The organism is Hydrogenovibrio halophilus DSM 15072 (assembly GCF_000384235.1).
Taxonomy (GTDB): Bacteria; Pseudomonadota; Gammaproteobacteria; order Thiomicrospirales; family Thiomicrospiraceae; genus Hydrogenovibrio; species Hydrogenovibrio halophilus.
On record NZ_KB913033.1, the window covers coordinates 37,531 to 50,968 of the forward strand.

Consider the following 13,438-nt stretch of genomic DNA (forward strand, 5'->3'; position numbering starts at 1 on the left):
AAACATTCGGGATAAATACCGATCATTGTAACGAGACCGCCCCGCCTTTGCTCGGTTTTTTCCATCCCCCTCTCCTCAATCCCCCGCACGGGGTTGAAAGCCGCCGAATCTCCCCCATATACACAACATTGCAATCGACAACAAGAAAATTGGACTTATGGCGGATCAGGATCACAACAACCCCAACCCTGAACACAACCCGGATCAGGCAAACGATCACACGACGGACACGTCATCGGAAAACACCTACAAAAACGGTTCGGCCTACCAGCAGGAAGACATGGAAGTCGAGTTCACCGAATTTTACGATGGCATTTCCGAAGCCATCCCCGAGCTGGCGCCGGAAGACGGCTCCGGGATGTCCGACTCGGCTGACTCCGAAGAGGAAGTCCTGGACGACGACGCCATTCAAGGCGAACACATTGCCCATGACGACGAGGCAGAAGAAGCCGAAGAGATCGACACGGATGAACAGCGTGTGTTTGATCAGGGATCGTTACAGGAAGCGGCCAAAGCCATTACCAGTCTGGTTGCGGCCAACCGTTCCCGTCCGGGAAGACTGTTTCTGCTGCCGATCAAGGAGCGTCCATTTTTCCCCGGCCAGACACTGCCAATCGTCCTTGACCGCGAAGCCTGGGAAGAAACCCTGCACCAGGTCATGGACGCCGGCCAGCATTACATCGGGGTCATCTACGTGGACACCGACGACCACCACAAAGCCCTGGCCCAGGATTTTGCCAAAACCGGCACCCTGGTTCGCATCCATGACCCCAAGGTGCGCGATGACTACATCCAGCTGGTCGCCGAAGGCATCTGCCGTTTTCAGGTGGACGAATGGGTTCAGGACAAGGCCCCTTATCAGGCCTATGTGACTTACCCCAGAGACATCCGCAGCGGTCGCAACAAAGAATACAAGGCCTACGGTCTGGCGATCATGAATGCGTTCAAGGAACTGTTGCCGCTGAACCCGCTTTACAGCGAAGAACTCAAATATTTCCTCAATCGCTACAGCGCTTCCGATTCCGAACATCTGGCGGACTTTGCTGCCAGCCTGACTGCGGCCAGCAATGAAAAGCTGCAGGATCTGCTCGACACCCTTGACTTGAGCGAGCGCCTGGAAAAAGTACTGGCTCTGTTCAAGCACGAGATCGAAGTCACCAAATTGCAATTTAATATTCGCGAGCGGGTCGAAGAAAATCTGAGCCAGCAACAGCGTGAATTTTTCCTGCACCAGCAGCTCAAGGAAATTCAGAGCGAGCTGGGCATGGTCAAGGATGACCGCACGGCCGACGCTGACCTGTTCACAGAGCGCATGAAAAAACTGGTCCTGTCGGAAGAAGCTCAGGCCAAAGCCGACGAAGAACTGGACAAAATACGGATGCTCGATCCCCAGTCACCGGAATACGGTGTCGCCCGCAACTGGCTGGACTGGGTAACGCAACTGCCCTGGGGCCAATACAGCAAAGACAAACTCAATCTGAAACGCGCCCAGAAAATTCTGGACAAAGGCCATGATGGCCTGGACGACGTCAAAGACCGGATTCTCGAATTTCTGGCCGTCGGGGCACTGAAAGGCGAAATTTCCGGCTCCATCATCTGCCTGGTCGGCCCGCCAGGGGTGGGCAAAACCTCCATCGGCAAATCCATTGCCGAAACACTGGGTCGGCAATTTTACCGTTTTTCCGTCGGGGGCATGCGCGATGAGGCCGAAATCAAGGGCCATCGCCGCACCTACATCGGCGCCATGCCGGGCAAATTTGTGCAAGCGCTGAAAGACACCGGTCGTGCCAACCCGGTGATCATGCTCGATGAAATCGACAAAATCGGGGCCTCCTACCAGGGGGATCCGGCATCGGCCTTGCTGGAAGTGCTCGATCCCGAACAGAACCACGATTTCATGGACCACTTTCTGGACGTCCGCTTTGACCTGTCCAAAACCCTGTTTGTGTGCACGGCCAATACACTGGACACCATCCCCGGTCCATTACTGGACCGGATGGAAGTGATCCGCTTGTCGGGTTACATCACCGAAGAAAAAATCCAGATTGCCAAACACCACCTGTGGCCGCAATTGCTGGAAGACGCCGGGCTGACCAAAAAAGACATTCAAATCACGCCAGCCACCTTGCGCCACGTGATTGAAGGCTATGCCCGTGAAGCTGGGGTGCGCAATCTGAAAAAACAACTGGCCAAGCTGATCCGCAAGCTGGCGATTCGTTTTGTCAAAGGCGAAATGGACCACTACAGCATCCATGTCAACGATCTGGAAGAACTGCTGGGACAACCGCGCTTTACCCCGGAAAAAACCCAAGAGACGCTCGGCACTGTGACCGGACTGGCCTGGACCTCCATGGGCGGTGCCACCCTGACCATTGAAGCTTCGCGCGTGCATACCCACAACCGCGGGTTCAAGCTCTCAGGGCAACTGGGCGATGTGATGCAGGAATCAGCCGGGATCGCTTACAGTTACATTTCCTCCAATCTGGACACCTTCAAAGCCGACCCGGAATTCTTTGACAAGGCCTATGTGCATTTGCATGTCCCCGATGGCGCCACACCCAAGGACGGCCCCAGTGCCGGGGTGACCATGGCCACCGCCCTGCTGTCACTGGCCCGCAACGAGCCGATCAAAACCTCACTGGCCATGACCGGAGAACTGAGTCTGACCGGGCAGGTTCTGCCGGTCGGCGGCATCCGTGAAAAAGTGATTGCGGCCCGTCGGATTGGCATCAAAACCGTGATTTTGCCGGATGAAAACCAGAAGGATTATCACGAACTGCCGGATTACCTCAAGGAAGGCATGACCGTGCATTTCGCCAAACAATTCGAAGACGTGGCCCGGCTGACTTTTCACATTCGCAGCAAATCCAATGCGCTGAAAAAGTACGAACAGCGATTGATCGACCAGGTGGAACAACCGAAAGACTGAAATCACCAGGCCTGGTCAAAAACCGTCTTAATATCCAAAAGAGACCCGCCTGATACGAATCTGATTGATCGAACAGGCGCGCAGCGACTCATTCGTCGGTTAACGGATCTATGTTCAACATTGTTTTCTCCCATAAAAAAACCGCTCACAAAGGAGCGGTTTTTTTATGGAGTGACCGCCATCGCGGCGGTCATTGAGCGAAAAGGCTTAAGCCAGTTCACCATCATAGTCGGCCAAACCTGGGTTGTCTTTGACGCCCACCAGTTTCGGATGGTTCACTTTGGTGATTTTCTTCTCACCTTTGTGGCGACGCAGATAATCCGCCACCACGTCCCAGATTGGGCGACCTGGACCGGTGGTGTCAACCTGAGCCCAGCCAGAGACGGTGTAAGATGTTTCTGGATCAACCGGTGTGCCGTCATCCAGGCGGATGTCGGAAATTCGGTTGCCGAATTCCGCATTCGGCGCACAGGTGTAATCCAGACCACCGATACGCACCATGTCACCGCCAGACTGCAGGTAAGGGTCTTTCTGGAAGATGTTTTCACAGATGCCTTCCATCATGTCCTTGATCTGGGCGCCGGTCATTTCATTGGCGTAGGTTTCACCATAGGTCATGGAAGTTTCGTCCATAACGCGTTCCATGGTGATGGTTTCCCCTTCCAGAATCGACGTACCCCAGCGCACACCAGCGGACAGGGCGATGTCGGTGTCATACTCTTCACGCAGCGCATTCACGATGATCTGATCCCAGGTCCCCATGAAGTTGCCACGACGGTACAGGACTTCGTCGGCCTTGCCCAGATCTTCTTCCAAAATTTCCTGATACGTTTTGCCCAAACGGTCTTTGTTGACCGCAAATTCCGGATTGCGCGACTCGACAACGGTGTTGTCATAAACGCTGTTGTACAGCTCATCGATGTACGTCTGCATTTCCGGATCGGCTGGCAAGGCATTGGAGAAAATCGGCAGCAGGTTGTAGTTCACGCCCTGCAGCTTGCCGTTTTGAATGTCCAGATCCATCACACCGATGAACTTGGCGTTGGAACCGGCGTTGGTGACGTGACAGACACCACCGTCAGGACGCTTCACATCAATCGTGGCCGGGATGCCATCATGCGTGTGTCCGCCAAAGATGGCATCAATGCCTGGTACCTGACCGGCCATTTTGATGTCCACGTCCATGCCGTTGTGAGACAGCATCACAATCGCCGCCACGTTTTCCGTGTCCTGAATATTCTTGACCGTGTCTTTCAGTTCTTCAACACGCAAACCAAATGACCAATCCGGGAAGTTTTCCTGCGGGTTAGCATTGGCGGTGCGTGGGAAGGCCTGACCGACAATCGCCACACGCTCACCGTTGATCTCTTTCACGGTATAAGGTTTGAACGCACGCAACTCGTCTTCGCTGTACATGCCCAGACCATCATGGCGATCGACCATCTCATAATAAGAATCTGAGAACAAGGCATCGTCCTTGATCCGCACGTTCTGCGCCAGGAATTCACCGTTGAAACGGGCCTGGTTGGTCAGCACTTCGTCCTGCTTGTAAGTGAATTCCCAGTGGCCGACCATGGCGTCGACACCCAAAATATTGGACGCATCCACCATGCACTTGCCACGTGTCCACAATGCTGTGGCCGAACCGTGCCACAAGTCACCGCCGTCCATCAGAACCGTGTTCTGTTTACCACCGGCCGCTTCACGCAAACGGTCCACAGCGGTTTTCATATGAGCAAAACCACCGACCTTGCCATACTGCTCGGCCGCTTCCTGGAAATTCAGGTAGGTAAACGCATGCGCTTCTGGCGTGCCTGGCTTGATGTCCAGTTTTTCCAGCAGGTTTTCGCCCACAACGTGCGGCAGTTTGCCAAACGCAGGACCAATCCCCAGGTTCACATTGGGTTCACGGAAATAAACCGGCTTCAACTGCGCGTGGCTGTCCGTCATGTGCAACAGACGCACATTGCCTTTCATCGGCAATTTGTACATTTCATCCGACAATTCACTTCCGGGCTTACCAGACATGGCTTTGGCGGCACCCGGCAGCATACCCGCTGCGGCGGCCATTGACATGACATGAAGAAACTCACGACGATTTAGAGACATAGTGTCCTGCTCCGTTAGGTTTAATAAAATCAATTAATATAATTTTTTACTGATCGCGGACATTGGCACGCGAATAAAGTGGGCTATACATTAAGTTTGAGCGAGCCAAAAGTCAAATAAAGCCCGATTATGTTGCACTAAGTTTCCTTTATCGAAACAATGCCCTCATAAATTTTTTCAATTCTTGTGCGCCTCTACCCAAACCCGGGCATTGCGGAACAAGCGCATCCAAGGGGCGTCTTCACGCCAATCGTCCGGATGCCACGAATTCTGTACCGTCCGGAACACCCGTTCCGGGTGCGGCATCATAATCGTGACCCGCCCGTCTTCGGTGGTCAGGCCAGTCAAACCATCGGCGGAACCGTTTGGATTATACGGATAGGCCTCAGTCGCCTGTCCGACCGGATCGATGTAACGAAGGCTGGCAAGGGCCTGTTCGGACTGACCGTCTTCAAAACGCACCCGACCTTCGCCGTGCGCGACCGCGACCGGCAATTTGGAACCGGCCATGCCCTTGAGCAGGATCGAGGGCGATTCGGTGATTTCCACCTGTGAAAAACGGGCTTCAAACTGTTCGGAACGGTTGCGCACAAACGTCGGCCAGTGCTGAGCGCCGGGAATGATCTCTTTCAGATTGGACAGCATCTGACAGCCATTGCAGACCCCCAGTGTAAAGGTGTTTTCGCGCGCAAAGAAACGCTCAAAGGCGTCTCTGGCCACCGGATTGAACAGAATGGAGTTGGCCCAGCCTCGCCCGGCACCCAGCACATCGCCATAGGAAAAGCCGCCGCATGCCACCAGACCGCGGAACTCGGTCAAATCGGTGCGACCACTCAGCACATCGGTCATGTGCACATCCATGGCATCAAACCCGGCCAGATCAAACGCGGCGGCCATTTCCTGCTGGCCGTTCACACCCTGTTCGCGCAGAATGGCCACTTTGGGCCGATCGCTCAGATCGCGGGTGACGTCCTCCGCCGGATCAAACGTCAATTCCGAAAACACGGTCGGCTGCGTCTGATTTACGCTGTTTTCATACTCTTCGCGTGCGCAATCGGCGTTGTCACGCAACGCCTGCATGCGATAACTGGTCTCAGACCACCAGGCCTGGTAAGTTTTGCGTTGCCCGGACAGACAAACCTGCCCGTGAGACAGCACTTCAAAACGATCCTGATCATTGGGCTGACCGATCCAGTGTGCCATGTCACCCAACTGGTGCGTTTTGATCAGGGCCTCGACCGCTTCGACATCGCTTTCACGGATTTGCAGCACCGCACCGGGTTCTTCGGCACACAGCACGGACACGGGCTCGTTGCCGAGCTGACTGATGTCAACCGACACACCGCAATGACCGGCAAAGGCCATTTCCAGCAACGTCACCAGCAGGCCGCCATCGGAACGGTCGTGGTAGGCGACCAGTTTGTCATCGCCCAACAGCGTCTGCACCAAGGCAAAAAACCGGATCAAAGCCTGAGGATCATCCAGATCGGCCGGGGTCTCGCCCACCTGATTGTAAACCTGTGCCAGACAACTGGCCCCGATCCGGTTCTGACCCTGGCCCAGATCCAGCAACAGCAAGCGGGTGGGCCCCAGATCGGTTCGCAGCTGCGGCGTGACGGTTTTGCGCACGTCTTCCACCGGCGCAAACGCGGTGATATTCAATGACACCGGCGATGTGACCGACTTGGCCTCACCGTCCTGTTCCCACACGGTTTTCATGGACATGGAATCCTTGCCCACTGGCACCGCAATGCCCAGGGTCGGGCACAATTCCATCCCCACGGCTTCCACCGCCTCATACAACGCGGCGTCTTCGCCGGGATGCCCGGCTGCGGCCATCCAGTTGGCCGACAGCTTGATCTCGGAAATTCGGTTGATTTTCGCACTGGCAATATTGGTAATGGCCTCGGTAATCGCCAGGCGTGCCGACGCTTTGGGGTGAATCAACGCCACCGGCGGACGTTCGCCCGTGGCCATGGCTTCGCCGGTGACACCGCAATAATCGGAACAAGTCACCGCCGCATCGGCCACCGGGACCTGCCAGGGGCCCACCATCTGATCGCGGGTCACCATGCCGGTAATGGTGCGATCGCCAATGGTGATCAGAAACTGCTTGCTGGCAATGGTCGGCAACTTCAACAGGCGTTCCGTGACCTCTTCCAAAGGCAATACGGACGGATCAAACCCCGGTTGCGGCAATGAACGTGACGTCACATCCCGGTGCATTTTGGGCGGCTTGCCCAGCAACACGTTCAGTGGCATGTCCACCGGATTGGCCTCAAATTCGGTGTCATTCACCCGCAGTGTCTGTTCCTGGGTCGCTTTCCCCACCACGGCATAGAGGCAGCGTTCACGCTGACAAATGGCTTCAAAAGCGGCCAAACGCTCGGCATGAATGGCGATGACATAACGTTCCTGGGACTCGTTGCACCAGATTTCCATCGGCGACATGCCCGGCTCGTCATTGGGAATCGCCCGCAGCTGAAAATCGCCGCCGCGTCCGGCGTCATTGACCAGTTCCGGAAACGCGTTCGACAGGCCACCGGCCCCCACATCATGAATGGACGCAATCGGAGACTCGGCCCCCAGATAGGTGCAACGATCAATCACTTCCTGGGCGCGGCGTTCCATTTCTGGGTTTTCACGCTGCACCGATGCAAAATCCAGATCCTCGGAACCGCTGCCACTGTCGACCGATGAAGCCGCACCGCCGCCCAGACCGATCAGCATTGCCGGACCGCCCAGCACCACCAGTTTGGCTCCTGTGGGAATGTCGCCCTTTTCCACGTGCTGCTCACGAATATTGCCCAGCCCGCCAGCCAGCATGATCGGCTTGTGGTAACCGCGCAATTCGCTGCCTTCATGGGTGATCAACGGGGTTTCGTAGGTACGGAAATAACCATTGATCGCCGGACGACCGAATTCATTGTTGAAACCGGCGGCCCCCAATGGGCCGTCCAGCATGATCGACAAGGGCGAAGCCATGCGATTGGGACGCCCATAAGGCTGCTCCCAGGGTTGTTCAAAACCGGGGATCTGCAGATCGGAAACGGTAAACCCTGTCAGCCCGGCTTTGGGCTTGGAGCCGCAGCCAGTAGCACCTTCGTCCCGAATTTCCCCTCCGGCCCCCGTGGCCGCACCCGGCCAGGGCGAAATCGCCGTCGGGTGGTTATGGGTTTCAACCTTAATCTGAAACGGCACCGCTTCCTGCGAGGTTTGATAACGCCCCGTCCCCGGTTCGGGGAAAAAGCGGGTGGCCTCCGACCCGGCCAGCACAGCGGCGTTGTCGCTGTAGGCCGACAGCACCCCTTGAGGGTTCTGCTGATAGGTATGACGGATCATCCCAAACAGAGACATGGGCTGGTTCTGTCCATCGATGGTCCAGTCGGCATTGAAAATCTTGTGGCGGCAATGTTCGGAATTGGCCTGCGCGAACATCATCAGTTCCGCATCGGTGGGGTTGCGCTGCAATCCGGTAAAGGCCTCAACCAGATAATCGATTTCATCGTCCGACAGCGCCAGACCCATCTGATTGTTGGCCTCGTGCAGGGCTTGAGCGCCCGCGCCGATCACATCAATCCGAGTGACGGGTCTGGGTGTCTGGTGTGAAAACAGATCCGCCATGGCTTCCGGGCCGGGCAATACCTGTTCGATCATGCGGTCGTGCAGCTGGGCCTGCATGGCCTGACGCGTCGCATCCTCTGTGCCGATCAGCCGATAGACAATGCCTCGCTCAATCCGTTCGATCTGGGTCAGACCGCAGGTATGAGTGATGTCGGTGGCTTTGGACGACCAGGGAGAAATGGTCCCCAGGCGTGGCGTGACCAGAATGGACGCATCGGTCCAGGCGGGTGCCGGGGGTTGGGCACAGTCATTCAAAAGCTGGCTCAGACGTTCGGTCTGCTCGGAACTGAGTGACTCCGCAGATTCGGTCAATTCGAAGGCATACACAAAACGGGCCTCAATGCCATCAATCTTGCCGATGGGTTTCAAAGACTGCAACAACTGATCCAGACGATACGATGAAAGCGCGGCCTTGCCCCACATTAACTGCATAATTTTATCCTTCAAAACGAAAAAAGCCCTGTTTGAAACCCGTACTGCGTCTCAGACGGGTTCCAAATAAGGGCGTGTTGATAGCATCACACATTCGGGTCGCTGGCGATTATTCGGTCACCAACCCCAAACTTTTGAAAATGTATTCCCGGTTATCGGCATTCAGCGGCGTCTCATCTTCCAGGGCTTCGACCGAGACCTGAGTCTGACCGCTGTCGTCTTCGTCCGCGATCACGCGGAAACGCACCTGTTTGGGAATGATTTTTTCACTGCCCGATTGCCAGAACGCCAGACTGTCGAGGAAACCACGATCTTCTCGTGCTTTCTCGGGCACCTGAACCGTCACCGTTCGCAGGGCATCCGAAATCTCTTCACTGAACCAGCCAGCACGGTAAAGCATGGCCTTGAGGTGGTTCCAGGTTTCGTCCGGTCCGGCCTGGAACGCCAAACCGTCAAATTCTTCGCCACCGACAATCTCCACCTGGGTTTCACTGGCTTCGATCTGAGTCAGAGCCTGTGCCTGATTGGCACCAAAAAACACCATGGCCTGATACAAGGCTTCGGCTTCAAACTGCGGGTTGTAAGGTTGAATCTTCCAACCGGAGCTGACTACGCCCCCATCGTCGGTGGCCAAAGAAGGGTCATGCACTTCAAAATGGCGGAAATAAACGCGCGTCAATTCGGCTTCCGGATCGTATTCGACCTGGGCCACGATCCGGTCATACGCCCCCTCGGCGATTTCCGGACGCCAGCTGTTGAAAAGCCGGGTCAAAGGCCCCTGATCATCCAGCGGCACCACTTCCTGTCGAGGCACAAATTCGGTTTTGATCACGCCGATGTCTTTGCGCGCTTCCTTGACGGGCATTCCCAGCGTCTGCAAAAAGGCTTCCACCCCGGCAAACACCTGCTGACTGTCCATGTCTTTGATCGTCAACCAGCGTTGAGACAGATTGCGCTCAATCGACAGATTTTCAGACTCATAGGTCGGCACCGTGGATTTGCCCTGATTGGCACCTTCGGTCTCTGCCAGCACGTCACTCAGATCTCGCTGCTGGCGGCCTGCCATCAGCAGGTCCGGCGGCATCTCCAGACGTTCGGCCAGTTTGTCGTCCGTGTCGCGATAGCTGGTATCGGCGTCGTAATCCAGAACGCTGCTGGCGTTTTCCTGGGTTGAGGTACAGCCCGTCAGGCCGATTGCCAGGGCAAGCAGACTGATACGTGGCAAGGTAATCATTTCAAATTTCATGAATCAGAGAACTCCAGCGGATTCCAGGGCCTGACGGACCGTGGTATGGTATTTTTCAGACAGCGGGGTCATAGGCAGACGAATGGCACCGTTGATCATGCCCATCTCCGCCATGGCCCATTTTACGGGAATCGGATTGGTTTCGACAAACAACGCCTGATGCAGAGACATCAGCTGCTGATCTTTCAGGCGGGCTTCTTCGCCCTGCCCGGCAATCGCCAGGTCGTATATTTCGGATACCAGTTGGGGCGCCACATTGGCGGTCACGGAAATGCCGCCATGGCCGCCCGCGAGCAGAAACTCCACGGCATTGGCGTCTTCGCCTGTGTAAAGCGCAAAATCGTCACCGGCCAGCGAACGGATCTGTCCTACCCGCGACACATCTCCGGTGGCTTCTTTGATGCCGACAATGTTGTCGATTTCCGCCAGGCGTCCCACCGTTTCCGGCAGCAGATCGCAAGCGGTACGGCCGGGCACATTGTACAGAATCTGGTCAATTTCGACCGTCTCGGCAATTTTCTTGTAATGTTGGTAAAGCCCTTCCTGAGTCGGCTTGTTGTAATAAGGCGTCACCAGCAAACACGCATCCGCACCTGCTTTATGTGCGTACTCGGTCAGCATGATGGCTTCGGAAGTCGAGTTGCCGCCGGTGCCGGCAATCACCGGAATCCGCCCGGCGGCTTTTTCAATAATGAACTTGAGCACCTGCTCGTGCTCATCAAAATCCAACGTCGCTGACTCGCCCGTCGTGCCGGTCGCGACAATGGCTTTGGTTTTGGCCTGGATGTGGAATTCCACCAGGCGTGCCAGGGCATCAAAATCCAGCGATTCATCTGCCTTCATCGGCGTCACCAAAGCGACCATACTTCCTTTCAACACTCTGACACCTCGTTGCTTGCGTTGCCTTGATCCCGTTCAGGCCAGACCTCTGCATGAAAGGGGTAATATTAACGGCTAAACAGGCATTGTTCAAGCGATTATTACCGCCAAATCACCGCCTTCCCTTTCAGCTTGAGCCGGCTCACCGGGCTGGCATTGGCCGAACCCGTTTTTGACTTTTTTCAATTGCAACCACTGGTAAAAACGGGCATACTCAACCCAAAAAAGGAGGCACGATGGACGAAAACCTTTCCTCGATACTCAACGTCATTCCCGCCGACCACGGCATCGAATGGACCCGAGACACCCCTTTTGATTTTGCCGCTCTTCGAAACACCTGGACGATTCTGTATTTCTACCCCCGTGACAACACCCCCGGTTGCACCACAGAAGCACAAGACTTTGCCGAACGCCACGACCGCTTTGGTTCGCTGGGAGCTCAGATTCTGGGCGTTTCCAAAGACTCGCTGCGCAAGCATCGCAATTTCATCCAGAAACACGACTTCCCCTTTGACCTCATCTCTGACCCGAACGAACACCTCTGCCGGGCGTTTGACGTGATCCAGCTCAAAAAGAATTACGGCCGCGAATACCTGGGCATTGAGCGCAGCACGTTTTTGATTGACCCCAGGGGGCATATTCACCAGGCCTGGCGAAAAGTCAAAGTCAAAGATCACGCCGAAACCGTTTTGCAAACGCTGATCGACCAACAGCAAGCCTGAACACGATACACTCTTCTCAACCCAAAGGATCTGTATTCATGACCGATCAAAAACGCCTGTTTATTCTCGACACCAATGTTCTGATGCACGACCCCATGTCGCTGTTCAACTTCGAAGAGCATGACATTTTCATCTCCATGACCGTGCTGGAAGAATTGGATGCCAGCAAAAAAGGGATGTCCGAAGTCTCACGCAATGTGCGCGAAACCAACCGCTTGATCGACCAGATCATCAGCAACGCCACCTTTGAACAGATCAAGGCCGGGCTGAACCTGGAACGCATTCATCCCAGCCGGGAAGAAAAAAATCTGCGTCTGGGAAAACTGTTTTTTGAAACCGAATTCATGAAGGCCGAACTGCCGGCGCTGTTGCCCAGCCACAAAGCCGACAACCACATTCTGCAAACGGGCCTGGCACTGCAAAAACTTTTCCCCGAGCGCGGAATCACGCTGGTCACCAAAGACATCAACATGCGGATCAAATCTTCGGCGGTGGGTCTGCACTCCGAAGACTATTACAACGACCGGGTTCTGGAAGACGCCGACCTGCTTTACACCGGCTGGGAAACGCTGCCGGAGCATTTCTTCGAAGAAAACTTCAGCCAGATGAAATCCTGGCAGGAAGAGGACAAGACCTTTTATGAGATCGATGTGCCGGAAGACATTCACTGGTACCCCAACCAGTGCCTGTTGAGCCTGAACGACTCCGGTTTCAGTGCGATCGTGCGCAAGATCGATCACCACAAAGCCACGCTGGAATACATGCAGGACTTTGAACAGAGCCGCCACAGCGTCTGGGGCATTACCGCCCGCAATCAGGAACAGAACATGGCCCTGAACTTTCTGATGGACCCGGACATCGATTTTGTCAGCCTGCTGGGCGTGGCCGGTACCGGCAAAACCCTGCTGGCACTGGCAGCCGCACTGGAGCAGACGCTGGACCAGAACCTGTACAACGAAATCATCATGACAAGGGCCACCATCCCCATCGGCGATGACATCGGCTTTCTGCCCGGCACCGAGGAAGAAAAAATGACCCCCTGGATGGGCGCGTTGATGGACAACCTGGAAGTGCTGACCGAATCGGATGGCCACACGTCCGAATGGGAAAAACAAAGCACCCAGGAATTGCTGAACAAACGCATTAAGATCAAGTCACTGAACTTCATGCGCGGTCGCACCTTCCAGAAAAAATTCATCATTCTGGACGAGGCGCAGAACCTGACGCCGAAACAAATGAAAACCCTGATCACCCGATCCGGCGAAGGCACCAAGATCGTCTGCCTGGGCAATATCGGCCAGATTGACTCGCCCTATCTGACCGAAACCACTACCGGCCTGACCTACATCGTCGATCGTTTCAAAGAATGGGAACACAGCGCCCACATCACCCTCAGCCAAGGCGAACGTTCGCGCCTGGCCGAATACGCTTCGGACAATTTGTAAGCGCGACAGGCTGCTAGGCCTAGTGGTTTTTGGTGATGTTAGGTTACAAAAA

The 13,438-nt window shown here is 55.4% G+C and carries 7 protein-coding genes; 3 read left to right on the plus strand and 4 right to left on the minus strand.

The window, feature by feature from the left end:
• Positions 1–157 precede the first annotated feature (157 nt).
• Positions 158–2,929, plus strand: a complete 2,772-nt coding sequence (gene lon, locus A377_RS0100175) for an endopeptidase La (RefSeq protein ID WP_019894027.1) — start codon at positions 158–160, stop codon at positions 2,927–2,929.
• Positions 2,930–3,136: 207 nt separating this feature from the next.
• Here lon and A377_RS0100180 read toward each other — a convergent pair whose 3' ends face one another.
• From A377_RS0100180 to dapA, 4 genes are all read right to left on the minus strand, one after another.
• The gene (locus A377_RS0100180; RefSeq protein WP_028485136.1) at positions 3,137–5,038 is read right to left on the minus strand and encodes a 5'-nucleotidase C-terminal domain-containing protein; all 1,902 of its coding nucleotides are present in this window, start codon (positions 5,036–5,038) and stop codon (positions 3,137–3,139) included.
• Between the two features lie 177 nt (positions 5,039–5,215).
• Positions 5,216–9,094 carry a phosphoribosylformylglycinamidine synthase gene (gene purL / locus A377_RS0100185; RefSeq protein WP_028485137.1) on the minus strand — a complete coding sequence of 1,293 codons (3,879 nt, stop codon included), beginning with the start codon at positions 9,092–9,094 and terminating at the stop codon, positions 5,216–5,218.
• Between the two features lie 109 nt (positions 9,095–9,203).
• Entirely contained in the window at positions 9,204–10,340 is a 1,137-nt protein-coding gene (bamC, locus tag A377_RS0100190) for an outer membrane protein assembly factor BamC (protein WP_019894030.1), read from the minus strand.
• Positions 10,341–10,343: 3 nt separating this feature from the next.
• Complete coding sequence (gene dapA / locus A377_RS0100195) at positions 10,344–11,219, minus strand: 4-hydroxy-tetrahydrodipicolinate synthase (protein WP_033422812.1); 876 nt, start codon at positions 11,217–11,219, stop codon at positions 10,344–10,346.
• Between the two features lie 236 nt (positions 11,220–11,455).
• On the opposite strand from dapA, the gene A377_RS0100200 reads away from it, so the two are divergent.
• Both A377_RS0100200 and A377_RS0100205 read left to right on the plus strand, forming a co-directional pair.
• Positions 11,456–11,941 carry a peroxiredoxin gene (locus tag A377_RS0100200; RefSeq protein WP_019894033.1) on the plus strand — a complete coding sequence of 162 codons (486 nt, stop codon included), beginning with the start codon at positions 11,456–11,458 and terminating at the stop codon, positions 11,939–11,941.
• A 38-nt stretch (positions 11,942–11,979) separates the two neighbouring features.
• Positions 11,980–13,386: a PhoH family protein gene (locus tag A377_RS0100205; protein ID WP_019894034.1), complete on the plus strand. Its 1,407-nt coding sequence runs from the start codon at positions 11,980–11,982 to the stop codon at positions 13,384–13,386.
• The last annotated feature ends 52 nt before the right edge of the window (positions 13,387–13,438 follow it).

What these genes read in the sequence shown, in the direction of transcription:
- lon (WP_019894027.1), top strand. Translation starts at nt 158, where the DNA reads ATGGCGGATCAGGATCACAACAACCCCAACCCTGAACACAACCCGGAT.
- A377_RS0100180 (WP_028485136.1), bottom strand. Translation starts at nt 5,038, where the DNA reads ATGTCTCTAAATCGTCGTGAGTTTCTTCATGTCATGTCAATGGCCGCC.
- purL (WP_028485137.1), bottom strand. Translation starts at nt 9,094, where the DNA reads ATGCAGTTAATGTGGGGCAAGGCCGCGCTTTCATCGTATCGTCTGGAT.
- bamC (WP_019894030.1), bottom strand. Translation starts at nt 10,340, where the DNA reads ATGAAATTTGAAATGATTACCTTGCCACGTATCAGTCTGCTTGCCCTG.
- A377_RS0100200 (WP_019894033.1), top strand. Translation starts at nt 11,456, where the DNA reads ATGGACGAAAACCTTTCCTCGATACTCAACGTCATTCCCGCCGACCAC.
- A377_RS0100205 (WP_019894034.1), top strand. Translation starts at nt 11,980, where the DNA reads ATGACCGATCAAAAACGCCTGTTTATTCTCGACACCAATGTTCTGATG.